Here is a 26042-nt window from a genome sequence, read left to right as displayed (position 1 = left end):
GTGACCTTGTTTTGACAACCAAACAAATAACGGACTAGTTTTCTGCGATCGATCAACCAAGTGATTCGATGACAATGCCTTCTGGCAGAAGCCTGGGAATATCTGAGTCCAGTGCTCGCGCTAGCGGAATCGAACTTTGACGATCAGTTTCCGTTTTGTTGTTTACTGTGAAAGGCCCTCTCATGCTTAACAAGCGCGTTCTGGCTACAGCTATCTTGTCCCTGTCCATCGTGGCACCCACTGTCTCCACTCTTTCGCCAATTGCCCAGGCAGCGCCGTCGCACCTGGGATGCGGCAAGCAGGTCGTCGAAGACGCAGGTTTCAAGGGGGACGTCTCGATTGTCGTCGCCAAGCATTTGAAGGTCTCGTGTGGGTTGTCGGTCCAGCAAATTGCTCAACTGTCGGATAGCGACTTGACGCAGGTTATCGAAGAATTAGGTATCTCCAAAGCCGGGCTCAACCTAGCTTTGGTGCGAGCTGCAGCTGGCACCATTGACCAAAACACTGATAAGCCAGGAAACGGTGGAGGAACGGGCGACCTGGATCGTAACTACCAGACCGGCGTGAGCGTAGACCGCATCAAAGCTGGGGCCCGGACCGTGACCGGTACGGTGTATCTCCAGGCAGACCAGGACGAGCAGAAAATTAGCGCAGCACTTCCGCGCCGTAACTTTGTCACGGTTACTGCGAAGAAGAAAAACCCGGGCAAAGCTGAATTGGTGAAATTCGAAATCCCGGTTCCGGACGGCCTGCAACTGCGGGAACACCACCAGGTGTTTGTATACACGGGGGAGGGCGCACCGACGCCACAGCGCATACGTAACGGTGGTGCTATGTTGCTGGTGGAAGCGGAAGGCTCAGGTGGCGGGGAAGGTAGCGCGGATGGCGCAGATAATGGTGCACAAACGCAGCAGACACAGATTCTTGTCGACGAGATTGCTGCTGGAGCTCAGACAATAACCGGGAAAGTGAAACTGCCCGAGGATGTTTCGGAGCAGAAGATTGCAGCCTTCTTCCCCCGGTCGCTGTTTGCGCAGGTGAGTGTGCAGAGCGCACAGAAGGATGCACAAGGTTTTGTGAATTTCGAGATTACGGTGCCGGAGAGCCTGAAACTACAGGTAGGCGAGCAAGTCAAGATCGGACCGGTCGGCAAGTTGGCGGAAATCCAAACCGTCGTGGTGAAGGCTTAAGTTAAAAATTCGCCAGATTGTCGGAAGGCAAGGCCGTTGGCGGTGTCGGAGCAGCCAGCTAAACACGCTAGCGGTCGAAAACCATATTGGGACGTTAACCCCAGAATTCTCCCACCCTTTTTCAAGCAGTTATTACAAATTTCGGTTAAAGATAAAACCAAATATTTTGTCCCGCCGTTTTCTGAAAGGCCTTTTACTATGCTTAACAAGCGCGTAGTTGTTGCTATCGCGGCCCTGGGGTCGCTCGCTATTCCTTCTGTTTCTACTATTTCGCCTGTTGCGCACGCGCAAGAAATCGCACCGGTTGTTGCCGATGATGCTTCCAAGCAGGTTATTGTTGATCAACCTCGGGTTGGTGATGCGAAGATCACCGGCAAAGTTCTGTTGGAGGATGGCCGAAATACGCAATCCGTTACAGTTCTTTTCCCTCAACGCTTGCACAGTGAACAAGTGCAAGTAACGCGGGAAGGTACCGCGGGAACGGATCTGGTTGCATTTGAATATACTGTTCCGACTTTGCGCCCTCTGCAGGAAGGCGAAACGGTTACCGTTGGTATTGCAGGCAAGACAAATACCTTCCGAACCGTCACTGTGCAAAAAGCACTAACGCCGGAAACGAACCCAGCACCAGTTCCGGATTCGGGGAATGAGCACAAGCCAGAAGTAGAGCAACCGGCACCACAACCGCAGGATAAAGAACAGCAGCCGGAGGGCGGGAACAAACCAGGGGAGGGCCAGCAGTCCCCGATGCCGGAAGATGGTAAAAAACCGGAGGGCGAGGCGAAGCCAGAAGGCGAGCAGCAAGTCCCGAATCCTGAAACAGAGAAGAAACCAGAGGCTGATGAACAAAAGCCTGCTGGAGATGCTGAAGACACGAAACCTGGCGATAAGGATAAACAGCCAGGAGGCAAAGAACAGCAGCCGGAAAAACCGGGAATGTCCGAGAACAAGCCGGCAGATCCTAAGACTCCTGAAAACGAAGGCATGAAGCCTGGCGAAAACCAGCCAGAAGATCAAAAGCCTAGTGAAGAAAAGAAGCCAGAGGCGCCGAAGGCACCAGAAAAGAAGCCAGAGGCTCCAAAACTTCCTGGTGAAGGCGGTAAAAAACCAGAGATTGACAAAGGTGCGTTGCAGGGAAGCTCGAATATTGGTGACTTCTTCAAGACCCTCGCAGCCGTCGGTGGAGTAGTTGGAGTTGTGTCTGGCGTCGTTAAGCTATTCACCCAAGGTTTCAGTGATGCACACTTCCTACAACCACTGCGTGGTTTCCTTGCGCAGTTCAACATCAAGATTTAACTTGCGGTCCGCGATTCTCCTGAAAGGAATTCTGCATGAACAACCAGCGTGTATTCGCAGCGGCACTAGTTTCAGTTTCTCTCGCTATTCCGGCGGTGGCTTCGCTGGCTACTGAAGCACAAGCGCAACCTGTGGCGTCCGTACAGAACGAGGCATCTGATGCGACGAAGCAGGTCATTGTTAATCCGGTGAAAGTCGGCGACACGAAGCTCACCGGCAAGGTATTGCTGGAGGCGGGACGTAAATCGCAGTACGTTTCTATTCTGTTTAACGACCGCACCCACCAACAGACAGTGCTTGCTTCCCGCCAAGAAGCTTTTGGCTCGGATCTCGTATCGTTCGAGTACGCCATCCCAACGCTGTATCAGCTGCGTGTGGGCGAGACCATTACGGTGGGCATCGCCGGTAAGCCGGAGACATTCCAACAAATTCGGGTCGGAGAGGCTGATGCGCCCGCGCCGGGTGGTGCACCCGAGAAGATGCCAGATCACAAACCGGGTACTGAAGATGGCCACAGGCCAGCCCCAGGCCAGAGTCCTGAGGATGCCAAACCGGACGAGGCCCCAAAGCCTCCGCAGCGCCCAGGCCTGGGCAACGGAGGATTGTTGAGTTCTAGTTCATCGAACCTGTTTAGTTAAAGCGCGGGGTGGGGCTGGGACCACTGAACTAAAATCCTGGGCAGGCTTGTATAGAGCGTAATTCCGTAAGACCGGAGCAAACCGAGTAAGCATGATTATTCATCGTGCGACCGGTTTGCTCCGGTCTTCTCGTCTCTAGGCAGAAAATATGAAAAATCAGAACCGGTCTGAGTTTTGGCAGCTGCTTTCGAGTTCTGAACAGTGCCACTGCAATGGCTCGTGTCCTAAGTCTCAAATTGTATAGAAACAAGGTTCGAAAAAGCGCGATATTTCACCGATGGTGATGTTAGTCCCTTGCGGCGTTGTGACAGGGTTGACAATATTTCGATGTCTTAGATGGATTTTTGTGGTCCAGGTTATTCCCAGGAATATGTTGATCTGTCATTATTCAAATCTGCAGTTGAACGTACTTTTTTGGGAAAATCTCAGCTATTTCCAGGATTTTTTATGGAATAAATTAAAGTTATTGCAATGTTTCTACCCCCGTTAGTGGTTAGCTAATGTGTGGGTGATATATAAGCCTGCTCTATAGGTCCAGCTAGTTAGATGCCAGTTATGGAGGAGTTAAATAGAAAATTTTTTCGGCAAGCTGTGAGTTAACAAAAACTTATTACTTGAATAGAATAGGCTTCATGAACGCGACACAGACGACAAAGGCTACAAGCCGGAAACATGCTCCGGTTAAGCCTGTAAAACAAGGCAAAGCCGTCCTGATTCTCGCCATTGGTACCGCCCTGTTGGCCTTCACCCCAATCTGGGTCAAGGCTTCCAATATGGACCCGGCAACTCAGGCATTCCTGCGTGTGTCCATCGGTTTCCTAGCTCTGCTGCCGATTGGTCTCCGCGAAATCAAAAATAAAGGTTCGTTGCCGCGGAAGGGCATCATCATGTCCGTTGTGGCGGGCCTGTTCCTGGGTGTGGACTTCACCGCATGGAACTACTCAATTTTCTACGTTGGTGCCGGTATTGCAGCAATTCTGCTGAACCTTCAGGTCATCATCGTTCCGATGCTGACAGCGATCTTCGATAAATATAAGATCCCACCGGTGTTCCTGATTCTGGTGCCGATCATGATCGTCGGTGTTGCGTTGACCGGTGGCGTCTTCGAGCCATCAGAATCCACAGGCCCATCCTCAATCTATGGCGTTAGTACCCCATTGTTGGGAACCCTGCTTGGCTTGACCTCCGGTATCTGCTACTCGTTCTACCTGTACTTCTCGCGTAAAGCTGGTACTACCGCTCCTCGTAAGGACCTGTATGTACAGCCAATGATGTACACCGCGGCCGCGCAGATGGTTGCTCCGTTCGTCTGGGCTCACACTGGTTCTTCTCGCGGTGGATTCGACTTCACCCATGGTGTGCTTGTCGACGGCCAGCTGCCTCTGGAAAACCCAGAAACCGCCTTGGGTGATCCACTGACCGCGACCAACTGGCTGATGCTGCTGATGCTGGCCACCCTTGGTCAAGCTGTTGCTTGGACGTTCGTTCAGTGGGGTTCGGTCTGGCTGGATCCAACTCTGTCCGCTGGTATCCTGCTGCTCTCGCCAGTGTCCTCGGTTGTCATTGCCTGGCCACTGTTCGGTGAAGTTCCATCCGCCTTGCAGTTCCTCGGTATCTTGATGATCCTCGGAACGGTGATGTATCAGAATGGGCTGTTCGATAAATTCATAGGCAAGAAGAATAAACCGCCGAAAGGTAAGGCAGGTAAAGATGATCCAAATGAGCTTGTCGACATCGGTATGGGCGGAAAAGGCCTGAAGGATGAGCCTGAGCCGGTGAAAGATCCGGGCGAAGGCCCGTGGCGACCAGCTTAACCACACACTCAGTGGCGCCGAAGGAGGCTGTTACCCTCGGCGCCCTCGACCATATCCGGTCTCAATGCCTTAATCACTAACTAGTTCTTGGAGGAAATCAATGCACTTGACAGAGCGTGAACAAGACAAACTGATGATTGTCGTCGCAGGCGACCTAGCTCGCCGACGTAAAGAACGCGGTCTCAAGCTGAATCGACCAGAAGCAGTCGCCTATATCACCGCCGAACTACTCGAGGGTGCACGCGACGGTAAATCCGTAGCGGACCTGATGAGTGAAGGTGTCACCTACCTCAGCCGCGAAGATGTCATGGAAGGCGTCCCGGAAATGATTTCCGATGTGCAGGTTGAAGCGACCTTCCGCGACGGAACCAAACTGGTCACCGTGCACCGCCCAATCCGCTAGACCATCGTCCCCGAACTGATTGCATAACTACAAAGGAGAAAAACCTTGATTCCTGGTGAATTCTTTATCTCAGAAGATGGTCCCATCACATTGAATGAAGGCCGTGAGGCGATAACTCTGGAAGTCACCAACTCCGGTGACCGTCCCGTCCAGGTTGGCTCGCACTTCCACTTCGCTGAAGCCAATGCAGAGCTGGACTTCGACCGTGAGGCTGCCCATGGTAAGCGCCTCGATATTCCGGCAGGAACCGCAATCCGTCTAGAACCCGGCGATTCCCGCACTGTTAACCTGATCGATTTCGCAGGCGACCGTGAGATTCACGGCTTCAACGGCAAAGTCAACGGCAAGCTCGACTAGTCCCAAACTCTCGTCGCAATACCTAAAACACCCAGCTAGAGGAGTAATACACCATGTCTTTTCAGATGGATCGACGCCAATATATTGAGCTTCATGGCCCAACGACAGGCGACGGCATTCGTCTCGCCGATACCAACCTTATTGCCCGTGTGGAAAAAGATTTCACTAAATACGGCGAGGAAGTATCCTTCGGCGGCGGCAAGGTAATTCGCGATGGTATGGGGCAGAACTCGCGCATGCGCGGTAATGATATGGTTCCGGACCTCGTCATTACCAACGGAACGGTCATTGACCACACAGGTATCTTCACCGCTGATATCGCGATAAAAGACGGCAAGATCATGAAGATCGGCAACGCCGGTAACCCAGACATCATGGACGATGTCGACGTCATGATCGGTGTGGGCACCGAAGTTATTGGCGGTGAAGGAAAGATCATCACCGCTGGTGCTATTGACACCCACGTGCACTTCATCTCACCAGAGCAGGTAGAAGCAGCTCTCGACAACGGCACCACCACGCTGATTGGCGGCGGAACCGGCCCGGTCGATTCCACGAACGCAACCACGGTTACCGCTGGCGCCGATAACATCACCCACATGATTCGTGCGACGGAAAACTTCTCTGTCAACGTTGGTTTCTTGGGTAAAGGCCACGCTTCGGATGCTAACCCGCTGCGTGAGCAAATCAAGGCCGGAGCCATTGGCCTGAAGATTCACGAGGACTGGGGCGCTACTGCCAACACCATCGACCAGGCACTTACGGTCGCCGATGAGATGGATATCCAAGTCGCTATCCATACAGACACTCTGAACGAAGGTGGCTTTGCCGATAACACCATCGCTGCTTTCAAGGACCGCGTAATCCATACTTTCCACACGGAAGGCGCCGGCGGTGGGCACGCACCAGACATCTTGAAGGTTGCTGGCCTGGATAACGTTTTGCCTGCGTCTACCAACCCGACACTGCCTTATACCGTCAACACGATGGATGAGCACCTGGACATGATCATGGTGTGTCACCACTTGAACCCAGATCTTCCAGAAGACGTTGCGTTCGCTGATTCGCGTATCCGCAAAGAAACGATTGCCGCAGAAGACGTTTTGCATGACCGCGGAATTTTGTCCATCACGTCCTCTGACTCGCAGGCAATGGGCCGCGTCGGCGAAGTCGTTTTGCGTACCTGGCAGGTCGCACACCGTATGAAGGAACAATTTGGTTCTTTGGCTGGCGACTCGGAAAACAACGATAACGAGCGCATCAAGCGTTACATCGCGAAGTACACGATCAACCCAGCTATTGCTTCTGGTATCTCGCACTCCGTTGGATCGGTAGAAGAAGGCAAACTGGCGGACCTCGTCATCTGGGATCCGAAGAACTTTGGCGTGAAGCCAAGCATGGTTCTGAAGTCTGGCTACGTCGTACGTTCGATCATGGGTGATGCTAACGCGTCTATCCCGACCCCACAGCCTCGCACCATGCGTTACTCCTACGGTGCTTTGGGCCACGCATCCCGCCGTAACTCGGTCACCTTCTTGTCGACGGCCGCCATGGAAGCTGGCGTGCCAGAAACATTGCGCATTGCTCGTCGTTTCGTCGAAGCCAAGAATATGCGCGAGATTTCGAAGAAGGACATGCGCCTGAACGACGCTACGCCAGAGATTAAGGTGGATCCAGAGACCTACGAGTTGTCCGTCGATGGTGAAATCATCACTGCAGAGCCAGCAACGGAACTGCCGATGACGCAGCGTTACTTCTTGTTCTAATCACAACAGGTCCCTGTTTTCAGCCCGACTACTGCAAGAAAGGTAGATATGATTATCACCGAAATTCCCGGGAACCTGGAGAATTTGCCAGATGGTGGCTCTGAGCGCACCATCGACTGGGTGGAATTCGACAACGAAACCCGCTTGAAGCGTGTACAGCGCGCTCGCGCTAATTCCGGTGCAGAAGTTGCCCTGCGTTTTTCCAGTGACTTCACGGAGCTGAAAGACGGGGACGTTCTTTACGACGACGGCGAGAAGCTGTTCGTCGTCAAGATCAAGCCGACTGATGTTTTGGTTATCACGCCAGCATCTGTGCAAGAAGCACTGCGAGTTGCACATACCCTCGGGAATCGTCACCTACAGGCACAGTTCTTCGGTACTGATAGCCAGTTCGGTGCCGAGGTGATGGTGGTGCGCTACGACCATACGGTTGAGCATCACCTGGACCATGTCGGTGTGTCCTACGAGCGCACCGAACACGTAATGCCGGAGGCGTTCCGCCATGCCGAACACACCCACTAAGGCCGTGAACTCTGCTGATATAAGCAACCGTGGCTATGCACAACTAGTGCTGTGGCACCTGACTGACTCCGCGTTACCCACCGGTGGCTTTGCCCACTCTGCGGGTATGGAGGTCTCGGTGCAATCCGGTGAGATCGATTCCCCGGACACCTACGGAAGGTGGCTCCACGGCTATCTGCGACAGGCAAGCTATTCTGAAGCTCTCGCTGTCCGCTTCGCTGTCGAACTGCAGCAAGCTGACCTCAGCGTCGAAGAGAAGCAAGAACAATTGCATTCTCTAGATCAGTTGGTGCATGCCTGTCAGACCCCCAAGCAGGTCCGTACTTCGATGAACTCGATGGGCAAGCGGATGTCCCGAGTCGCTGCAATCATCGCCCCGGAGGACGCGCTGGTATCGCACTATAAAAAGAGCCTCACCGACCGCAGCTTGCACGGAAATCCAGGGATCGCCGCGGGGCTCGTCCTTGGTTCCGTTGGGGTCGGCGCGCGGGAAGCTGTCACCGCCTACCTCATGCAGATGGCGAATTCAATGACGCAAAACGCGATCCGTGCTATCCCATTGGGACAAGATGCGGGCCAGCGCGTGCTTGTACAGGCGTACCCAGCGATCACGCAGGCTGCGGAAATGACGATGGAGCATGACGTCAGCGATCTTGGGGTCGTGGCACCACGTCTCGAGGTTGCGCAGATGGCTCACGAGAGCTTGATCTCTCGAATGTTCATGTCCTAGATCTCTAACTAATCTGCTGCCGAGAAGCGGTGTAGCGTGTAGCGCTACACCAGTAGTACACAAACGAAAGGAACTTGTTCCGTGAGCATTATTAAAATCGGAGTTGGTGGCCCAGTTGGTTCGGGTAAAACCGCGCTAATCGAACGCATTACCCGCGCCCTGGACGGCGAAGTGTCTATGGCTGCGATCACCAACGATATTTACACGACGGAAGATGCAAAGATCCTCGCCCGCGATGGCCTGCTACCTGTAGATCGCATCATTGGTGTGGAGACCGGTGGTTGCCCACATACCGCAATTCGTGAAGACACCTCCATGAACGAAGATGCCATCGAAGAACTTATGAACCGTCACTCGGATCTAGAGTTGGTGTTCGTGGAATCCGGCGGAGATAATCTCTCTGCGACGTTCTCGCCAGAACTGGTCGATTTCTCGATCTACATTATTGACGTGGCGCAAGGTGAGAAGATTCCTCGCAAGGCTGGCCAGGGCATGATTAAATCCGACATGTTCGTGATCAACAAGACTGACTTGGCCCCACACGTGGGCGCTGATCTGCAAGTGATGACGGATGATTCCAAGGTCTTCCGTGGCGATAAACCATTTGTCCTGACGAACCTCAAATCTGACGAAGGCCTGGACAAGCTCGTCGAATGGATTCGCCATGACGTGTTGATGCAGGATCTGGCTGATTAGTATGTGGAAGCTCCCGCAAGACCGTTTTTTGCATGATCCGCCACGCAAAGAAATGGGCGAGCTGGAACTCGGCATAGCCTTAAGCGATGGCAAATCAGTAGCAACCAAGCAATACCACACCCGGGCTCTGAAAGTGATCCGCCCGCATTACCTAGATGATTCCGGGCAGGTTTACTACATCATCGTGAACCCGGGTGGAGGATATGTCGGTGGTGATGCGTACCGCATCGCTCTGGACGTCGACAAGAATGCGTCTATGTTGATCACCGATCAGTCGGCGGCGAAGGTGTACCGCACACCTGATGAGTATGTGGTACAAAATATGTCCTTCTCCGTTGCAGAAGGCGCGGTATTGGAATACATTCCGGATCAGCTTATTCTGTACCGGGACGCGGATTTCCGCCAGCACATCACTGCTAAAGTGCACCCCACCGGCAGTTTGTTCATGTCGGATATCGTTACCCCTGGATGGTCGCCTGACGGGGGACAATTCCAGTACACCCAGGCACATCTGCGTAATATCGTGGAAATTGACGGCGAGACCGCTCTGATCGATAACCTCCGGCTATGTCCGCAGGAAACAGAGTTTGACGAAAATCTCGATTTTGCTATGGGCGGGCGAACCCACGTTGCGACCGCCATTTGCTTCGACCCTGCCGTTGACGATGATTTACTGGCTGCCGTTCGTAAAGTGGTGGCAGAACACGCCGACGCGGACGACTCCATGGAAGCTGCGATCACCGCCACTGAACGCCCGGGTTTTGTTTTGCGTGCAATCGGCAAACGAACAGAAGAGCTCTTGTCATTGGTTCTGGCGGTTGCTGGGGTGGTTCGCGCTACCCGCGGCCAAGGCCCGATTAATCTGCGTCAGTACTAGTTGCTTGCTGAGCAGTGATCGCGAGGTCTTGCGCCAGCGATCGGTGCCCAGCAGTTTTCATGGGCGGGGTTAGCCTTCGTGCTCGCTGCCCATGAAATGCAGTAGCTTATGTGCATTTTCATCTTTGATCGCATAAAACATTGAACGTCCCTCGCGTCTGTAGGCGACTGTGCCGTTGAGCTCCATGGCGCGCAGTGCGGCAGAGCAGGTAGCTACGCGCACTCCTGTCGTTTCCGCAAGCTCACTGACGGTGAGAACATACGGTCCTGCGAAATGCAGGGCCGTTAGTATTTTCAAGCGTGTGATATCCCCGAGAATGCGGAAAGTGGTGCACCAGTTTTCGGCGCGGTCCAGGTTTTTTTCGAGTTCGGACATTCCTGCTCCTGAGAATATTTTGTGTACTCCGTATTTCAGCTTAGCGCTAACTGTAGATAATTTCTTATTCAATTGAATGGTTGATAGATCAAACCTGTGAAAACCGGTCATTCTGAAGCTCAGCTCGCTTCACAAGAAGAAGTGCAACGTGAGAATGCTGAACCTGACAGTACTAGCAGCGTAGGTAGTGCCGACTCAGACGTTCTCGGCTTCAGTGCACAGGCTCGCCGCACCAAAATTTGGTCGATGTTGCTTGTGTTTTTGCTCGTCGGTGTCTTTGCTCGCGGCATAATTATCGGTCCGACACCAATGAGTTTATCGGACGTGCGCATTGCCTTAGCGCACAATATCTTCGGTGCGGAAGTACCCGCCTCCGCATCTTCCGCGAATGCCGTTATTTGGGACATTCGTATTCCGCGTCTGATTTTGGGGGCAGCAGTAGGGGCGGGTCTCGCCGTCGCAGGTGCGATCTTGCAGACGGTGGTGCGAAACGCTCTGGCAGACCCATATATTTTGGGTATTAACTCTGGTGCCAGTACCGGTGCAGCGCTGGCCATCCTCTTTGGTGTAAGCGCAGGCTTCGCTGATGTCTTGCAAAGGGCGGCCTTTATCGGTGCACTTGTGGCGTCGGCCGTGATGTTCTTCATCGCCCGCTCGGCAGGAAGATTGACTTCCGTCCGACTCCTCATGGCGGGTATTGCTGTGGGGTGTGCCTTGTCTGCCGTGACTTCTTTTTTGATCTTTGCTTCCGATTCCGCGGAAGGCTCTCGCTCTGTGATGTTCTGGCTGCTCGGTTCCCTGGGCCTTAGCCGCTGGGGGCTGCTGTTGCTGGTGAGCGTGCTCGTCGTGGTGGCTGTGACAATCGTTTTTTGGTCCATGGGGCGCCGCATTGATGCCTTGACCGTTGGCGACGACGCAGCATTGACTATGGGCTAAATCCAGACCGCATGCGCATCATCCTGGTGGTGTTGACCTGTATTCTCGTCGGCTCTGTCGTGGCCATGGCTGGCTCGATTGGTTTCGTCGGTTTGGTGATTCCGCACGCTGCCCGCCGTTTGGTGGGTGGTTCACACCGCCACATGATTCCGGTCGCCGCATTACTGGGAGCTAGTTTGCTGATCGCCGCGGATATTGGGGCGCGCACGCTGCTGGCACCGCAAGAAATTCCCATCGGCATCTTGACCTCCCTGGTCGGCGCACCATTTTTGATTTTGCTGGTTCGCCGGATGGGAGTTTTAAAATGATTGCTGTTGAGAACGTTTCTTATCAGGAGATCATCAAGGATATTTCCTTCGAAATTCCCGAACACGGTGTTGTCGGCCTAGTGGGGCCGAATGGTTCAGGTAAAGGACCTTCTGGCGGAATTATTCTCACCAGGGATGTGCCATCCGTACGTCGAAGAAAAGTTAGATCCGAAGGTGAAGGGATCCAACTGATCTGATCGTCCCCGACGATGTACTTTCGGGTTACTACGGCATGAGTAGGTGGCAGCCAGTCCTCGAAAACTTCTTCCACACGGTTTCTGCTTGATGCCCAGATTCTTGCACTCGACTGTTTGAAGATGAGAGCATGTTTCGGATTTCTGAATAACATCTCTGCAATGTTCTTCGTCGTGTTTTCGAACCATTTGAGGTGTTGGCCGGAAGTCGACGGGGCTTGGCCTTTGAGCTGTCCGAAGGTGTACTCTTTGGCCGCCTTATAGGGCGTAAACTTTGGCTTCGTCAATTACCTTGCTCCATTCAAATTTGAAAGCGGTTGTTTTAAATTTCGATGAGCAGTAATCGGCTCTGAGTGCGTTGCGGCTTAAACTTGTTCCTTCGAAAGAGGGGTGGTGGAATTTTGATGTGTGGAAACGCGGATGGTTCTCAGAGTTTCCGGGAAATCCTCCCAAGCATGCGATTGTTTTCTTGTATGTCCTTGGAAAGCTGTTTCTCAAAGTTGAACTGGCCATTGGTTGAAGTGCTATTGGTCCGAAAATCCGAGCCAATTACGCTGCGAACATTCAGTTCAAAATGTTCTGAGTAGTGGTTGTTCAGCTCATCATCGTACTCCAGTAGGACGAACAGCTTTGCGGGCACGCCCTCGGCAGAATTCGAAATTAAATTGCCATCCAAGAGATTTTTATCAGGTTGTAGCCAATATGCAACGTCTACTTGGTGGCCGGGAACCCAAGTGGAAAAGACTGTGTTGCTGAAAATCGATTTGACGCGTCTTACTGGTGAGTAATGGAAACCTCCAGCGGTGGCTCCATTCTGTTCGGTTGTGCTAGGAAGATCTGGTTCAAACGTAACCTTTACGTTCTTTGCCACAGACTTTCCTCTATTAGAAACCATTAGACGTAAAGTTTCTTTTGCATAATCTGGCATCAAGATTTGAGCCATCATCATTGGCCGATTGGCGTTAATGTTGATCTGCCTATTTAGACGTAACGAACGCCGTGCTACAAGGAGGGAAACGAGGGCGATTAGAGCGATAGATGCGTTGATTAAGACGCTAGTCCTTTCGGTTGTCCACCAGCCTGCAAAGTCTAAGAAATGTTCCATTCACCAATCGTATCTCTATTTCTCTAACACTTTCCGTGCTGTGGACACTGAGGATCTCTGCCCCCTAGGCGCAACCCCAGAGTCTACCCCTATTGCCCTCACAACCCATGTTCGCTTAAAACGACGCTGCTGCGCACGCTATTTGGTGCGCTGCAACCGACCGAAGGCAGGGTGCTCCTGAATGGGGCACCTCTGGCCTCGATGCGGGCGCGCAAAATCGCTCACGAGCTTTCCGTGGCGGCGCAAGACAGTGGGGAACCACCGCAAATGACCGTCGCAGAGGTAGTTCGTTTAGGCCGACTGCCGCATAAAGATAATTCTGACGACGGCATCATCGCTGCTTTAAAAAGCGTCGGTATGTCGCACAAAGCACAAGCGCCTTTGACGCATCTTTCCGGCGGTGAGCGGCAGCGTGTGATGATTGCCCGCGCCTTTATTCAGGACGCCTCGCATGTTCTTCTTGACGAGCCGACGAACCACTTGGATATTCACTACCAGTTGGAGGTCTTCAAACTGATCAAGGACTACCGCGCCAATGCCACGGTCGTGTTGCACGACCTAAACATGGCGTTGGAGTACTGCGATTGGATCCACTTGCTGGATGAAGGCCGGCTGGTGCAATCGGGGCCACTCGTCCCAGAAATCCTCGAGCCCATTTATAACGTTCGCGTGGTGCGCACAGAGCACCACTTACACTTCGAAAGGTTAGAAAAATGAAAAAACTAGCGCAAAAGAAATTCGCCCCGCTTCTGATTGCACCACTGATTCTGGCTGGCTGCAGCAGCGCAGAAACTGAGGACACCGCGATCTCGTTGCAAAACTGCGGACGCACTGTCACTCTGGATGCGCCTCCAGAGCGCGTCGTTTTGCAAGGGCCCACTTCAGTACCAACTTTGCAACGCCTGGGTGTGCTTGACCGGGTTGTAGCAAAGGCCGGTGAATATCCGGAAGAGTACTTTGACGACGAGACTAATGCGGCACTGGAGAAAATCCCGTCGCTGACTAGTCGCGTGGATGCAAGCGGCCATCTGGAGCTGTCGAAAGAATCCATCATGGCCGAAGAACCAGACCTGATCATTGGCCAGAGTGAGACCGTGAACCCAGAAACCACCATCGAGACTGCACTCGTGCAAGAGCCAGGCTTCTGTGGTGAGGTGAAGAACGCGTCCTTCGACGATGTGTATGATCACATCGACCTGTACGGCACGCTGTTTGCCAAGGAAGACGAAGCCCAGAAAATCAAAGACGAGGTTGCTGCGGGTCTGGAGAAGATCGGCTCTGATGTCGGAAAAGGCAAGACGGTGGCTGTGCTGTACCCAGGCATTGAAGGTGCAAGCACCTATGCTTATGGCAAGGACTCCATGTCTAACCCAATCGTCGAAGCAATGGGACTGGAAAACGTCTTCGGTGATGTCGACGATCGTGTCTTTGAGATCAGTGCGGAACAGCTGGTGGCAAAGAATCCGGATATCATCCTGCTGCTGCACTCCGGCCAGGATGGCGTGAAAGAGGCCGTCACCAGCTTGGCTGGTGCAGAAACCGTCACCGCCGTGAAAGAAGACAAGATCCTGCCGATGCTGCTGGCTTTCGCTGAACCACCATCACCACTGGCTATTGATGGTGTTGAACAGTTGCAGAAATTCTTGTCTGAAAACTAACCCAACGCAAACTAGCCCAACGCTAGCCGCGTACCTGATCGGCGGCCTGGGCGGCAGTGATCAGCCCCAGTGGCACGCGCACCATTTCATCGGCACCCACATTATAAGAGCGTGAGATAAGCCCCGTAATCAGGTAGCTGCCGTCTGGTTTCGGTATAAGCCACGGATCGGCCACCGCGACTTCCGCCAGGGTAAAACGCGCGGTGGTGATCACGGTGCCTTTGTATTTGCGCACGCCATCGCCGTTTTCTGCGGCCGCATCTCGGGTGAATGCCACGCGGTGTGCATCCAGCTTGGTTGCTCCATTCTTGGCGTTTACCCCGCCGTTGGCGATCTCCGCGAAACGGAAGGCTAGGTCGGCGTCGAGAAGAAGATCAGGTTGGGGTGGTGCAGGGGTGTTTGGGCCAGGCGCGGGCGAGTAATTCAAGGGAATATAAAACTCCTCGGCCGCATTGATGGAACCTGCGCCGGGGTAGACGTATACACCCCAATTATCACCAGGCGTGGTTTCGGGTGGATCTACCACGATACGGGCGGTAAACGAACCGTCGGCATTCATTCGCTGCTCCTGCCTTGCGATGGAACGGCGCATGTCAATGGCTCCGGCAGGAATACTGTCCAAGGTGCCTTCTGGCATGACCCACGCCATGCGATCGTGTGGGTGGGTGCGGGTAGATGGATCTGCGCCCTCGCTGGGTTTCCAATGTGTGGGGAATGCTCCATATAGGGCGTAGAGGCCATTGGGCACACCCGGCGGGACGGGGAGGGGAAAGCCGCCCTGGTTAGCCTCGGGGGAGAATCCGACGCCATGCACCAGCAGCACGTCGCCACGGTGGACAGTCGCGCCATCGACGGGGGTGCCGTCTTCGAAAGTCACGGAAATCTGTGGATTTTCAGTAACTTTCGGGAAAATAGGTAGCTCGTCCGGAATCACCGGTGTGGCGGCGTGGGCGCTGGGAGTGATCTCGGGAGTGCCGGGAGCAAGCGTGCTAGCTGTAAGGGCGAGGGTGAGCACGGCGGCGGAAAGTGATGCTGTGCGGCGGGAGAAACCACCGTTGCGTATGCGGGGTGCATGGAATAGAAGGTGAGAGTTCATATCATTCAGGTTAATCCATGATCAGGTTCGCTAATCTCAATTTTTTATGGTTTGCCTCACCTGGGTGATCATCTGATTGGGTGGTCACTGAATCGTGGACGTCATTCGCCGTTGTATTTCCTGGGGTGTCTGAGATCCAACGTTAGAAGTGGCTTTGCGTAAGGGGAAAAGAGGCAGAGTTGAAACCGCTTTCCCAGTGCATGGACACGGAGTTAGAAAGCTGCTGGGGTAAAACGGTAAAGGTTACAAAACCTCGCTCAACAAGATCATTCTTTCACTCCAGTTAAGGGGAGATGATGGGCCTAAAGATATATGGAATCGATGTAGAAGAGACTCAATATGACGATGCGCTTTTTATACAGTTTTGGGAGGAATTTCTCACTGGCCATCTACAACAATTCAGCCAGCCTGACATTATTGAATTAGCGCCAGAGGACGGTGAATATGAGCTGGCCTTTGAACGCGCGGTTCGTAGTTTGATTGATGAGGACATTTTCGTTAGTGAGCAATGGCTTAAAGCGATCGAATTGGCGGTTCATATCCCAGATTACTGGGAGTCGAGTTTTTTTTCGAATACGCCAAGCGTGTACGCGCCCATCACGCAAAGGCAAGCGCCTAACTCGCAACATTTACCACCAACCCGGTTCGATCATCATCGCGCCGGGTTTTGTTATATCCACACCAAGAATTCCTGGGTGGAATCACCAATGGATACGGCAACCACCACCGCAGATAACTCGGATGCACATGCCGAGGACGACCTCGAAAACCACAAGCTTCAGCTGCGGGAAAGCGAGTCCAGAGTGCTCAAGCATTTGGCGTTGATGTCTCAATGCTCCGTTGTAGCAGCTCCGACGGGACTCAAGAGCATGTCGAGACGCTCAAGGAAGCATTCGACAAGCTGCAAGCACAGGTATTAGCTCTCCGCATTCGTGGAGAAGAGACATGCTTGACGTGTTCTACTGCCAGCGACTTGGCATTACCCCGCGTGCGCGGAGAAGCGAATGATGGCGGGCGTATTACACGGCTCTCAGCTCTTTGTATAGGCGGGGGATATTTCTTAGGCCGTAGCCTACGGCCATAGCAAAAGCCCCGTATAGGATAAGAGTGATTTCAATAGGCGCGGGTAGGGCGTTACTGATTATGAGCGCTACTCCGAGTGTGGTGGTGATTGTTTTTTCCATGATGGCTACTTTCTGTTGTAGGGTGGGGGCGAATCCCTTGCCATCTGGTTTGGCCGGGGATTCTTTTGTTGTTTATTCTCTAGAATAGCCTCCACGTATGCGGAGAAGAGTGTGATCGCCTACATGAGGGCGCCTGCTTGCGGGAATTACCTCCGCATGCGCGGAGGAGAGTTCTGCCCTAATTTCATGCGGCGCAATACCTCATCGGCGAGATCGTCCTCGCTTACTTCCCGTAGGGCTTGTAGTGGGTTTATTGCTTTGGCCCAGCGTTTATCTAGGTAGCCGGTATCTACGAGCGCATCTACAGGGTGGAATCCGTAATGCTCTGCTATGCGTATGACGTTTTCGGGGGAAATTTTTTGCTTATTCAGCTGTGCTACCAGCGTGGAATTTGCTGTGCCTATGGCCTTGGATATCGCTAGCACCGAGCCGCTGGTGATGGTTTCTAACCAGTCTTTGTGATTCATGGGCTAAATCGTAGTGACCACACCACCAATTTACCAAATTTGGTAAGCTGTTTAGCTGGGGAAACGTGGATGGCGGGAAGTGGGTCGGCCTAATTCTGTAAGTATTTGCGATATTTAGTAAATGTCAATGAAAAACAACACCCCAAGGAGGGGGCATGCGATTAGACCTGCAGGGAATTACCTTCGCATGCGAGGAGAAGAGCATGGAAAAGTTTCGGTGAAGCTCTACCAACATGCACTCGGACAGACAGCCGCACCGGCGCAGACTATGGTGCCTGCAGCACGAAGCCGTGCAGAATGGATGGACAAACTGCGCCCATTCGAGTTGGTCCGCCGGCAGACGCAACACTAGGAGCCACTAGACTGGAAGGCATGCAGCGCTGGGTCATTCACATCGACATGGACGCGTTTTTCGCTTCCGTCGAACAGCTGACCCGGCCCACTCTGCGTGGCCGCCCCGTCATCGTTGGCGGCATGAATGGCCGGGGAGTTGTCGCCGGGGCTTCCTATGAGGCCCGCAAATTCGGGGTGTCGTCTGCGATGCCTACGTACCGCGCGTTGCAACTCATCGGCTTTGGCGCGGTACAAATCCAGCCGCGTAAAGCTGTGTACTCGGCTGCCAGCAAACGCGTGTTTGAGCTGATTCACCAGCGCGTGGACCTGGTGGAACAACTCTCTATCGACGAAGCCTTCATGGAGCCTGCCGAACTCATCGGAGCCACCGCGGCAGAGGTCAAGGACTGGGCGGATAACCTGCGCGCAGAGATCAAAGACATCACCGGTTTGCCGTCTTCGATTGGTGCGGGCTCTGGAAAACAATTTGCGAAAATCGGTTCGGGCCAGGCGAAACCGGATGGCTCCAAGATCATTCCTGTTGACGAAGAACTCGAATTTCTGCACCCGCTGCCCGTCGGCAAGCTGTGGGGCGTGGGCCCAGTAACGGCGTCAAAGCTGCAGGCCATTGGCGTGACGACGATCGGTGATCTGGCGAATATGAGCGAGCGGGAGGTAAAAATCTCGTTGGGCGGCACCCTCGGCATGGATTTGTGGCACCTGGCGCGTGGCATTGACGAGCGGCCGGTGGCCCCGCGTGCAGAGGCGAAGTCACATTCGGCGGAACAAACCTTTGCTAAGGACCTGACCACCGCCGCAGAGGTGGATGAAGCGCTTGGCTGGGCTGCGGAATCCGCACATAAACGCTTGCTTGCCGACGGCCGGGGTGCGCGCACGGTCACCGTGAAGTTGAAGATGGCGGACTTTCGCATCGAAACCCGCTCGGCCACCCTGCCGTATGCCACCGATAACGCCGAAACCTTGCGTGCAGTCGCCGGCACTATTGTCCGTTACCCAGCAGAAACCGGGCCGGTGCGGTTAGTCGGCGTCGGCTATTCCGGTTTGGAAACCGCCCGGCAAGACGTGCTGTTTCCGGAGTTGGACCGCGCAGCGCAGCGGCAGGTTGCCGCGAGTGCTAACGGTGGGGTGAGCATGGAAGAACCAACGATGGTCACCGGTATTCCGGGCGCGGATGGGGTAGTGGTTCCGGGGGCTGTAGAAGACGCGGCGGCCGAACAACCCAGTGCTCCTGAGCTTCCGGGAAGCCATTGGCGCGCAACCCAGGATGTGTTCCACCCAGATTTCGGTCACGGCTGGATCCAAGGCAGTGGGCACGGGGTGGTGTCTGTGCGATTCGAAACCCGAGCCACCGGGCCTGGCAAGACCCGGACTTTCCCTGCCGATGACTCGCAATTGGTGCCGGCGGACCCACTGGATTCTTTGGCGTGGCAGGACTGGTTAGCCGAAAAGTTGCATTAATCGAAGCAGCGGAATAACTCTTCCGGGGCTGTGCCGGTGGCCAAGGCAATAATCAAGGCTAGCCGCGCTTGGCCTGGATGCACCGTGCGTGCGGAAATCGCACCGTGTTCAGCTAAGGTAGCCCCGCCGCCGCCACCACCGTAGGCCAGCTGCACTGCGCCGTGGGGCACACGTGTGGCCACGATAACTGGGATTCCGTGTCGTAGTGCACGCTGTGCGGCCTGCCCGAGTTCTGCGGACATATTCCCGGACCCCAGTGCTTCGATGACCACCCCGTCGACGCCTGTATCCACGGCGTAATCTAGCAACTCCGCGGTGGCGCCGGGATATCCTGCGAGCACGGGCACCCGGAAGCCAGATAAAGATGGCAGCGTGGCGAATTTTGGTACCGTTGCCGCACTACCGTGTGCGATGAAAGCTGTGAGCTCTGCAGTGTGGCGTTTGTGTACCGCGGTAGCAGGCAGATTCTGCCCGCCGAAGTGTACTTCCACTGCGTTGGTTGGGAGCAATTCCACAGCACGTCTGATTGCGCCCGCCAGGTTGCCCGGCCCGTCGGTCTCTGGATGATTGAAGGAGCGTTGTGCCCCCGTGAACACCACTGGCGCGCCGTGCACCAGCAGGGCGGTGGCGAAGGCAGATTCCTCCATAGAATCCGTGCCATGCGTGACGACGACCGCGTCCACCGCAGGATCGGTAGCTTGTTCGGTGATGGCAGCCAGCAGCGTGTCCAGTTCTGGTAGGCCGATCGAGGAGGAATCTAACTGCAGTGCGTCGTGGACGCAGAAGGTGAGCTCGTCGACAAGCCTGTTGTGCCCGGTTGGTTGCTGGCGAAGTTGTTGTTGCGCGGCGTCGACAAGCTGTTGGCCGCTGACCGTGGGCACGAGCGCGCCGGATTCATTGGTGGTACATGCGATGGTGCCGCCGGTGCAGATGACGGAAATCTGGCGAGTCATGAATTCAAGTATAAAAGGCACACGGGTAAGATTTCTTCGAGCGCTACGAGTATCAAAGCTGTGGCTTCGAATTTGCTTACGCAGATGTCTATTTTGGAGGATTAACCGTGAAATTCACGAAAACGAGCATCGCCGCCGCGACTGTCGGTTTGGCGCTGACCCTGGCGGCTTGCTCTGACGACGCCGACAACGCGGGTACCGCCGCCGAAAGCACGAAGAAAGCAGAATCGAGCACTTCGGCCAAGGCCGCGCCAGTTGAGCTGCCTACCAAAGAAGTGCTGAACGACGTTTTGCAGCGCGCTGCAGACCCGAACCTGCCTGCAGAAGAGCGTGTACTCACCGTCGAAGGCGGCGAGGAATTCCCAGAGCTGTTCGACACCATGGCTGCCGCAAAGATGGAATCGGGAGCTGAATTCAACGTCGTCGATCCGGTTTTGCCGGGTTACACCGAGGGATCAGCGTTGGCGACCGTCGCCTACTCTTTGCCAGAGCGTGAGGTGCAGCCTGCCGATAACGTCGAGTTCATCCACCAAGATGGCCACTGGAAGCTTTCACGTGAATGGGCCTGCGTCTTGGTTACCAATACTGTGGAACCAGAGCAGGTTCCAGCGGTTTGTATGGATGGCGGCGTTGAGGTACCACCGAACGAGGCTGAAGTTATCGACGAAGGCCACCAGGAATTGCCGGAGGCACACAACGAGCACGGAGAGCACCCGGCTCCTGCGCAGTAAATAATTATCGGCCACGAGTTCTTAGACTCGCGATAGACAAAGACCGCCTGCACCAGATGAGATTGGTGCAGGCGGTCTTTTGTTTGTATCGGGTGCTCGAACTTAGTTCACAACCGGAGCCATCCAGGACAGGATGTTTGTTTGCAAGAAGACTAAGGTGCAGAGCCCGATCAGCAGGATGATGGAGTAACCAACCACCGACTTGAAAATCGAGCTTTCCTTGCCTTCCATGCTGACGGCGGTGGCCGCAATAGCCAGCGATTGTGGTGAGATCATCTTGCCGACGACACCACCGGTGGTATTAGCTGCCAGCAACAGGTCTGGGTTGAGGCCGATGTTATTAGCGGCGGTGACTTGTAGGTTTGCGAACAGTGCGTTGGCGGATGTGTCGGAGCCAGTAATCGCGGTGCCGACCCAGCCCAGAACTGGTGCCAGGAAGCCGTAGACAGCACCGAGCGAGGCGACGTAGGTGCCCATGGCGACGGTTTGGCCGGAGTAGTTCATGACATAGGCCAGCGCCAGAACCATGACGATGGTCAATGCAGTCCAGCGCATCTTGTATGCGGTGCTGGTTAGCTCACTGACGACGTCGCTACCTTTGACGCGGAACTTACCGTTGTGGTTATAGATTCCGTAGATAACCGCAACGAAGATTCCGGAGATCAACAGCAGCGTACCTGGGTTATTGATGATCTTGAAGGTGTACGAAGTGTCGATGACATCGCCAGAGGCGTTAACCAGACGGTCGGTGAGCAATGGCCAAGCGAAAGAAATTTTTGCCTTATCTAGGATGCCCGGGATGGTTTCGCCCAGGTTTGCCAGACCAAAGATGACGGTAACGACGGCATACGGCATCATGGCCATCCAGACACGAGACTTGGTCAATACCTCGCCATCGTCTTCGCGTTCTGGGATGTCAAGACGCTTACGCATGGCGGCAACGCCCTTGGGCTGCCACACGCGCAAGAAGGCGAAAGCAGCGCCCAGGGAAGCCAGGCAGGCGACGATGTCGGTGAGCTGATAGGCGAAGAAGTTCGATGCCCACCATTGTGCGATTGCGAAGGAACCACCAATGATTGCTGCTGCCGGAGCGGCTTCGCGCACACCGCGGAATCCGTCGAGGATAAACAGCAAGATAAACGGCACTAAGAAGGCGAAAAATGGAGCCTGGTGTCCGACGATGGCTGCGATGTTTTCGGTCTGTTCGACGGTACGTCCGCCGACGTTACCTGCGGTGGTAATTGGGATTGCGACGGCGCCGAAGGCTACCGGGGCGGTATTAGCCAGCAAAACTGTGGTGGCGGCCTTCAGTGGCTTTACGCCCAGGGCCAGGATCATCGTTGCGGTAATTGCCACTGGTGCACCGAATCCAGCGAGTGCTTCCAGCAATCCACCGAAACAGAAGGCAATAAGGATGGCTTGAATACGAATATCGCCGTTACCGAGGGCATCGAATGTGCGGCGCAGGTCTTGGAATCGGCCGGAAACGACGGTGACCTGGTAGAACCAGATCGCCATCATGATGACCCAGACGATCGGAAATAGGCCGAATAGACCACCGCGGAAAGCTGACGAAAGCGCAGCGTCGACTGGCATGCTCATGCCGAAAATGGCAATCAGCAGTGCTGCTAGTAGGGCCGCGGCGCCTGAGGTGTGTGCGCGTGCTTTCACGAACAACAGCATGACGAAGAAGGTCACCAGTGGAACGGCGGAAATGAGGGCGGTGAGCCCGAGACTTCCTCCGATAGCTTCGGTATTAATCATAAATTGGTTCACGGGAGACTCCGAACTGTGAGGTGGATAAAAAGCTTCGTAATGAGGCGTTACGAGAAGATACTTAGCCGACTGCGTAGCATCCGCCGCGCTGGTGCTGGTGCATCCATCGCGCTGATGCATTGAGAATGCAGCACGTAGCTAAATCGATTCAGGTACCCGGAAAATTGGGGCACAAACCGGTAACATGAGTCACGAAAATGACGTTAACACAGCCCAATTCACGAAATTGAATTACCTGCAAAACACAGTTTCTGGAGGAGTCTTCGGTACGGGATTCTTAGAAGCAGCGGGCGTTTGCCGACGAAACCCGCGCCAATGCAGCGGTTGGTTAACCCGTCGACATTATGCAGAGAACCTTAGTGGCATGTGCTGCTATTGCGCGCTGCTAAAACGCATTCGCGTGGAAGAATCCTGCACGACGCTGGCTGCACCGTCGTCGTTGCCGTAGACCACGCGCGTGGTGAAATCGAGCTCGCCAGCAACCGGCAGTGGCTGTTTCATATCCACGGTCAAAGAACCACGTGAGCGAGTATCGGTGCTAGTCACATTCAAAGTGTCGTCGGCAAAACCTTCCGCGCCAGCATGCCCCTCTAAGGACAACGCTCCAAGTGCGGGACGTTGCTCGACGGAGATATCAAGTTTCACCTCATCGCCAGAAATATCTGTCACCGTAAACGTCGTGGTTTGCAGCATGGTTGCTTCGCCAGTGACACGAGAATCCACCGACCATTGCGCGCCAATGCCCACTGGCTCGTCCGGGAAAATCACGGGTGTGGACACCAACTTCGTCAGCGACTGTTCCACAACAGCACGCGCCTGATCGCTAGCCTGTTGCGGTGCGGCCAACAGCAACGTATTTAACTGGCCATTATTTTCAGCCAACCAACCAAAACCAAAACCGTCGGCAGAAGCGATCTCCTCTGCTAAACCTGCCGCATTTAAACCGGCATCATCAGCAGAGCCATTGCTAGTTTTGGTTCCGGAAATATGTGGGTCGCGCACCCGGAAATCGACATGTCGCGCAGAACCTGCACCGGGAGTCGAGTCAGCAAAACCTTCTGGAACCAGCACGGAACCAGCCACCGGCAGAGTAGTGGTCACCAAATCTCCCAGTTCCGGGGCCTCGGTCACCAGTTGATCATTTTTCATGACCAGCTGCTGGAACCCTTCTGATACTTGAATATCGACTGCTTGCTCGGAACTCACGTCGTTGTAGGACAGGAGCTTGCGCTCGCCCGTACCGGTAGACAGCACCTGGATGCGTGGTGGGTCTAGCGGAAGCCCGACGGCTTGCTCTGTAGCAGGGGCTTCGCCACGACGTTCACCCGCGCTACCGGCACTGGCGCCCGCGCTGTTGCTGGTCTCATCGCTTGCCGAGCCTTCTTCCCCACAGGCAGCTAGTAGCAGGGCCGACGTCGTTAAGAGCGAAGCCACAGCAAGGCGTCGGGATTTGGCGTCGCGCCGCGAAAGGGCAGAGTGCCGCGAATTAGCTGAGCGGCGAGAATTGGCTGAGCGGCGAGAACCCGTCGAGCCACGAGAAGCAAAATGGGAAAAAGCAGCAGCAGAAATCACGCTTGCCAGTTTAGCCAGCGCGGCGATTTCACGTAAAACCCTACTTTCAGGAACAATAAAGGCCGTGACTAGGTTAAAAACGTTGCCAACTCGACGACGCGCACCCTACCTGCGGCTCATGTTGCTGGTAATCGCAGGCGTCGTAGGGTTCGACCAAGCCAGCAAAATCGCTATCGAGGCTGCACTGCAACCCGGTCAAGCCTTCCCAATTCTCGGTGACTGGTTCCGCTTTTTACTGGTCTACAACCCAGGAGCGGCGTTTTCCCTAGGTAGCGAATCTTCTACGTGGCTGTTTACTACCTTTCAGCTGGTTTTCCTCGTCGGGGTGCTGCTAGCGTCGCCACGCATCGACGACCGTTTCCAAGCAATCGCTCTGGCGATGGTTGCTGGTGGCGCAGGCGGAAATTTAGTGGATCGACTGTTCCGCGAGCCGGGTTTTTGGTTCGGCCACGTGGTGGATTTCATTTCGGTGGGCGATTTTGCCATTTTCAATGTCGCAGACTCGTTTATCACCGTCGGTGTCGTGTTGTTCCTGGCCGCGGTGTTCACGGAAGAGCATCGAGCACGCAAAGCAGTAACAGACACGCCACAAAACAGCATTGAGCAACCAGCACGCCCAGCCAAGGAGGTCGACGATGAGCACTAACCCACGTGAGACCCGTTCGTTGCCGGTGCCGGAAGGACTGGCAGGTATGCGTGTCGATGCTGCGTTGGCGAAATTGCTGGGGCTGTCGCGCACAGTTGCGGCGAACCTGAGTGCGGACGGGGACGTGCTGGTCGACGGCACCGCCGTCGGCAAGTCGGAACGCTTACATGAAGGTGCCTGGTTGGAGGTCACACTGCCAGAACCTGCAAAGCCACTGGTGCCAAAAGAAGAACTCGTTGAAGGTATGGACATTTTGTACTTCGATGACGATTTGATTGCGGTGCACAAGCCTGTGGGCGTGGTCGCGCATCCTACTGTTGGTTGGGAAGGCCCCACTGTGGTGGGTGGTCTGGCTGCGGCTGGATTCCGCATCTCGACGTCTGGCCCGCCGGAGCGCAAGGGCATTGTGCAGCGCCTAGACGTCGGTACTTCGGGGGTGATGGTGGTGGCGGCTTCGGAGCGTGGTTATAGCAGCTTGAAAAACGCGTTTCGCGAGCGCAATGTGTCCAAAACCTACCATGCATTGGTGCAGGGGTTGCCGGATCCTATCGAGGGCACCGTGGACGGTTCTATCGGGCGCCATCCCAGCGCCGGTTGGAAATTTGCAGTCACCGACGATGGTAAGCGCGCTATCACGCACTATCGTTTGCTGGAAGCTTTCCGCGAGGCTAGTTTGTTGGAGATTTCCCTGGAAACCGGGCGTACGCACCAGATTCGCGTGCACATGTCTGCGCTGGGGCACCCATGCTGCGGGGACCCAATGTATGGTTCAGATCCGAATTTGGCGCAGCGGTTGGGCTTGCAGCGCCAGTGGTTACATGCGGTCAAGGTGGGATTCCACCATCCCGGTGATGGTCACTGGATGGAAATTGAAGCTCCGTACCCGGATGATCTTGCCGACGCCCTCGGCAAACTTCGGCAATAACAGAGTTGCCGAGGC

The 26042-nt window shown here is 54.7% G+C and carries 26 protein-coding genes and 1 pseudogene; 20 read left to right on the top strand and 7 right to left on the bottom strand.

Going from position 1 to position 26042, the window contains the following annotated elements; all coding sequences use genetic code 11:
* Nucleotides 1–182: 182 nt before the first annotated feature.
* From O146_RS0109340 to O146_RS0109290, 11 genes are all read left to right on the top strand, one after another.
* Entirely contained in the window at nt 183–1190 is a 1008-nt protein-coding gene (locus tag O146_RS0109340) for a hypothetical protein (protein ID WP_027018296.1), read from the top strand.
* 198 nt (nt 1191–1388) lie between these two features.
* Nucleotides 1389–2486, top strand: coding sequence for a hypothetical protein (locus O146_RS0109335; RefSeq protein ID WP_027018295.1), 1098 nt, complete (start codon nt 1389–1391; stop codon nt 2484–2486).
* Between the two features lie 35 nt (nt 2487–2521).
* Entirely contained in the window at nt 2522–3124 is a 603-nt protein-coding gene (locus O146_RS0109330; RefSeq protein ID WP_027018294.1) for a hypothetical protein, read from the top strand.
* A gap of 632 nt (nt 3125–3756) precedes the next feature.
* On the top strand, nt 3757–4938 hold the full coding sequence (locus O146_RS0109325) for a DMT family transporter (RefSeq protein ID WP_021352263.1): 1182 nt from the start codon (nt 3757–3759) through the stop codon (nt 4936–4938).
* Nucleotides 4939–5038: 100 nt separating this feature from the next.
* The gene (locus O146_RS0109320) at nt 5039–5341 is read left to right on the top strand and encodes an urease subunit gamma (protein ID WP_021352264.1); all 303 of its coding nucleotides are present in this window, start codon (nt 5039–5041) and stop codon (nt 5339–5341) included.
* A gap of 45 nt (nt 5342–5386) precedes the next feature.
* Nucleotides 5387–5698 carry an urease subunit beta gene (locus O146_RS0109315; RefSeq protein WP_021352265.1) on the top strand — a complete coding sequence of 104 codons (312 nt, stop codon included), beginning with the start codon at nt 5387–5389 and terminating at the stop codon, nt 5696–5698.
* A 53-nt stretch (nt 5699–5751) separates the two neighbouring features.
* Entirely contained in the window at nt 5752–7464 is a 1713-nt protein-coding gene (gene ureC, locus O146_RS0109310) for an urease subunit alpha (protein ID WP_021352266.1), read from the top strand.
* A gap of 48 nt (nt 7465–7512) precedes the next feature.
* Nucleotides 7513–7986: an urease accessory protein UreE gene (gene ureE / locus O146_RS0109305; RefSeq protein ID WP_023019234.1), complete on the top strand. Its 474-nt coding sequence runs from the start codon at nt 7513–7515 to the stop codon at nt 7984–7986.
* Complete coding sequence (locus O146_RS0109300; protein ID WP_021352268.1) at nt 7967–8716, top strand: urease accessory protein UreF; 750 nt, start codon at nt 7967–7969, stop codon at nt 8714–8716. Before ureE ends, O146_RS0109300 begins: the two co-directional genes overlap by 20 nt.
* A gap of 81 nt (nt 8717–8797) precedes the next feature.
* Complete coding sequence (gene ureG, locus O146_RS0109295) at nt 8798–9412, top strand: urease accessory protein UreG (RefSeq protein WP_021352269.1); 615 nt, start codon at nt 8798–8800, stop codon at nt 9410–9412.
* A gap of 1 nt (nt 9413) precedes the next feature.
* The gene (locus O146_RS0109290; RefSeq protein WP_035000766.1) at nt 9414–10289 is read left to right on the top strand and encodes an urease accessory protein UreD; all 876 of its coding nucleotides are present in this window, start codon (nt 9414–9416) and stop codon (nt 10287–10289) included.
* A gap of 69 nt (nt 10290–10358) precedes the next feature.
* On the opposite strand, the gene O146_RS0109285 is transcribed toward O146_RS0109290, so the two are convergent.
* Nucleotides 10359–10664 carry an ArsR/SmtB family transcription factor gene (locus O146_RS0109285; protein ID WP_021352271.1) on the bottom strand — a complete coding sequence of 102 codons (306 nt, stop codon included), beginning with the start codon at nt 10662–10664 and terminating at the stop codon, nt 10359–10361.
* A 246-nt stretch (nt 10665–10910) separates the two neighbouring features.
* On the opposite strand from O146_RS0109285, the pseudogene O146_RS11820 reads away from it, so the two are divergent.
* Both O146_RS11820 and O146_RS0109275 read left to right on the top strand, forming a co-directional pair.
* Nucleotides 10911–11908, top strand: a pseudogene (locus O146_RS11820) (FecCD family ABC transporter permease).
* On the top strand, nt 11905–12105 hold the full coding sequence (locus O146_RS0109275) for a hypothetical protein (RefSeq protein WP_027018291.1): 201 nt from the start codon (nt 11905–11907) through the stop codon (nt 12103–12105). Before O146_RS11820 ends, O146_RS0109275 begins: the two are co-directional and overlap by 4 nt.
* Before the next feature lie 424 nt (nt 12106–12529).
* Here O146_RS0109275 and O146_RS0109270 read toward each other — a convergent pair whose 3' ends face one another.
* On the bottom strand, nt 12530–13207 hold the full coding sequence (locus tag O146_RS0109270) for a COG1361 family protein (protein ID WP_027018290.1): 678 nt from the start codon (nt 13205–13207) through the stop codon (nt 12530–12532).
* Between the two features lie 57 nt (nt 13208–13264).
* Here O146_RS0109270 and O146_RS11815 point away from each other — a divergent pair, with 57 nt between their 5' ends.
* Nucleotides 13265–13924, top strand: coding sequence for an ATP-binding cassette domain-containing protein (locus O146_RS11815; protein ID WP_081820630.1), 660 nt, complete (start codon nt 13265–13267; stop codon nt 13922–13924).
* A complete protein-coding gene (locus O146_RS0109260; protein WP_035000765.1) occupies nt 13921–14865 on the top strand; it encodes an ABC transporter substrate-binding protein in 945 nt (314 codons plus the stop codon). The genes O146_RS11815 and O146_RS0109260 overlap by 4 nt, the downstream gene beginning before the upstream one ends.
* A 22-nt stretch (nt 14866–14887) precedes the next feature.
* Here O146_RS0109260 and O146_RS11810 read toward each other — a convergent pair whose 3' ends face one another.
* Nucleotides 14888–15961, bottom strand: coding sequence for an HtaA protein (locus O146_RS11810; protein ID WP_244266836.1), 1074 nt, complete (start codon nt 15959–15961; stop codon nt 14888–14890).
* A gap of 293 nt (nt 15962–16254) precedes the next feature.
* Here O146_RS11810 and O146_RS0109250 point away from each other — a divergent pair, with 293 nt between their 5' ends.
* Nucleotides 16255–16881 (top strand): hypothetical protein, encoded by a 627-nt coding sequence (locus O146_RS0109250; protein WP_035000763.1) that lies wholly within the window; start codon nt 16255–16257, stop codon nt 16879–16881.
* 410 nt (nt 16882–17291) lie between these two features.
* On the opposite strand, the gene O146_RS0109240 is transcribed toward O146_RS0109250, so the two are convergent.
* A complete protein-coding gene (locus O146_RS0109240; RefSeq protein ID WP_027018287.1) occupies nt 17292–17612 on the bottom strand; it encodes a hypothetical protein in 321 nt (106 codons plus the stop codon).
* A 372-nt stretch (nt 17613–17984) separates the two neighbouring features.
* Between O146_RS0109240 and O146_RS0109230 the strand changes: the two genes are divergently transcribed.
* A complete protein-coding gene (locus tag O146_RS0109230; RefSeq protein WP_027018286.1) occupies nt 17985–19424 on the top strand; it encodes a DNA polymerase IV in 1440 nt (479 codons plus the stop codon).
* Here the strand turns inward: O146_RS0109230 and O146_RS0109225 are convergent.
* Nucleotides 19421–20377 carry an asparaginase gene (locus O146_RS0109225; RefSeq protein ID WP_027018285.1) on the bottom strand — a complete coding sequence of 319 codons (957 nt, stop codon included), beginning with the start codon at nt 20375–20377 and terminating at the stop codon, nt 19421–19423. The two genes, O146_RS0109230 and O146_RS0109225, sit on opposite strands and share 4 nt — an antisense overlap.
* Before the next feature lie 107 nt (nt 20378–20484).
* On the opposite strand from O146_RS0109225, the gene O146_RS0109220 reads away from it, so the two are divergent.
* Nucleotides 20485–21108 (top strand): WKL family lipoprotein, encoded by a 624-nt coding sequence (locus tag O146_RS0109220; protein WP_023019246.1) that lies wholly within the window; start codon nt 20485–20487, stop codon nt 21106–21108.
* Nucleotides 21109–21210: 102 nt separating this feature from the next.
* Here O146_RS0109220 and O146_RS0109215 read toward each other — a convergent pair whose 3' ends face one another.
* A complete protein-coding gene (locus O146_RS0109215; protein ID WP_027018284.1) occupies nt 21211–22884 on the bottom strand; it encodes an L-lactate permease in 1674 nt (557 codons plus the stop codon).
* Between the two features lie 372 nt (nt 22885–23256).
* A complete protein-coding gene (locus tag O146_RS11805) occupies nt 23257–24456 on the bottom strand; it encodes a hypothetical protein (RefSeq protein ID WP_051619381.1) in 1200 nt (399 codons plus the stop codon).
* A gap of 64 nt (nt 24457–24520) precedes the next feature.
* Between O146_RS11805 and lspA the strand changes: the two genes are divergently transcribed.
* The gene (gene lspA, locus O146_RS11800) at nt 24521–25102 is read left to right on the top strand and encodes a signal peptidase II (protein WP_369707191.1); all 582 of its coding nucleotides are present in this window, start codon (nt 24521–24523) and stop codon (nt 25100–25102) included.
* A complete protein-coding gene (locus O146_RS0109200; RefSeq protein WP_027018283.1) occupies nt 25092–26027 on the top strand; it encodes an RluA family pseudouridine synthase in 936 nt (311 codons plus the stop codon). Before lspA ends, O146_RS0109200 begins: the two co-directional genes overlap by 11 nt.
* The last annotated feature ends 15 nt before the right edge of the window (nt 26028–26042 follow it).

This window comes from Corynebacterium pseudodiphtheriticum DSM 44287, assembly GCF_000688415.1.
Taxonomy (GTDB): Bacteria; Actinomycetota; Actinomycetes; order Mycobacteriales; family Mycobacteriaceae; genus Corynebacterium; species Corynebacterium pseudodiphtheriticum.
This window is presented reverse-complemented; position numbering and strand designations above follow the sequence as displayed.

What these genes read in the sequence shown, in the direction of transcription:
- O146_RS0109250 (WP_035000763.1), top strand. Translation starts at nt 16,255, where the DNA reads ATGATGGGCCTAAAGATATATGGAATCGATGTAGAAGAGACTCAATAT.
- O146_RS11810 (WP_244266836.1), bottom strand. Translation starts at nt 15,961, where the DNA reads ATGAACTCTCACCTTCTATTCCATGCACCCCGCATACGCAACGGTGGT.
- O146_RS0109330 (WP_027018294.1), top strand. Translation starts at nt 2,522, where the DNA reads ATGAACAACCAGCGTGTATTCGCAGCGGCACTAGTTTCAGTTTCTCTC.
- O146_RS0109320 (WP_021352264.1), top strand. Translation starts at nt 5,039, where the DNA reads ATGCACTTGACAGAGCGTGAACAAGACAAACTGATGATTGTCGTCGCA.
- O146_RS0109325 (WP_021352263.1), top strand. Translation starts at nt 3,757, where the DNA reads ATGAACGCGACACAGACGACAAAGGCTACAAGCCGGAAACATGCTCCG.
- O146_RS0109230 (WP_027018286.1), top strand. Translation starts at nt 17,985, where the DNA reads ATGCAGCGCTGGGTCATTCACATCGACATGGACGCGTTTTTCGCTTCC.
- O146_RS0109300 (WP_021352268.1), top strand. Translation starts at nt 7,967, where the DNA reads ATGCCGAACACACCCACTAAGGCCGTGAACTCTGCTGATATAAGCAAC.
- O146_RS0109335 (WP_027018295.1), top strand. Translation starts at nt 1,389, where the DNA reads ATGCTTAACAAGCGCGTAGTTGTTGCTATCGCGGCCCTGGGGTCGCTC.
- O146_RS0109225 (WP_027018285.1), bottom strand. Translation starts at nt 20,377, where the DNA reads ATGACTCGCCAGATTTCCGTCATCTGCACCGGCGGCACCATCGCATGT.
- ureE (WP_023019234.1), top strand. Translation starts at nt 7,513, where the DNA reads ATGATTATCACCGAAATTCCCGGGAACCTGGAGAATTTGCCAGATGGT.
- O146_RS0109290 (WP_035000766.1), top strand. Translation starts at nt 9,414, where the DNA reads ATGTGGAAGCTCCCGCAAGACCGTTTTTTGCATGATCCGCCACGCAAA.
- O146_RS0109270 (WP_027018290.1), bottom strand. Translation starts at nt 13,207, where the DNA reads ATGGAACATTTCTTAGACTTTGCAGGCTGGTGGACAACCGAAAGGACT.
- O146_RS0109240 (WP_027018287.1), bottom strand. Translation starts at nt 17,612, where the DNA reads ATGAATCACAAAGACTGGTTAGAAACCATCACCAGCGGCTCGGTGCTA.
- O146_RS0109200 (WP_027018283.1), top strand. Translation starts at nt 25,092, where the DNA reads ATGAGCACTAACCCACGTGAGACCCGTTCGTTGCCGGTGCCGGAAGGA.
- O146_RS0109275 (WP_027018291.1), top strand. Translation starts at nt 11,905, where the DNA reads ATGATTGCTGTTGAGAACGTTTCTTATCAGGAGATCATCAAGGATATT.
- O146_RS0109340 (WP_027018296.1), top strand. Translation starts at nt 183, where the DNA reads ATGCTTAACAAGCGCGTTCTGGCTACAGCTATCTTGTCCCTGTCCATC.
- O146_RS0109260 (WP_035000765.1), top strand. Translation starts at nt 13,921, where the DNA reads ATGAAAAAACTAGCGCAAAAGAAATTCGCCCCGCTTCTGATTGCACCA.
- ureC (WP_021352266.1), top strand. Translation starts at nt 5,752, where the DNA reads ATGTCTTTTCAGATGGATCGACGCCAATATATTGAGCTTCATGGCCCA.
- O146_RS0109285 (WP_021352271.1), bottom strand. Translation starts at nt 10,664, where the DNA reads ATGTCCGAACTCGAAAAAAACCTGGACCGCGCCGAAAACTGGTGCACC.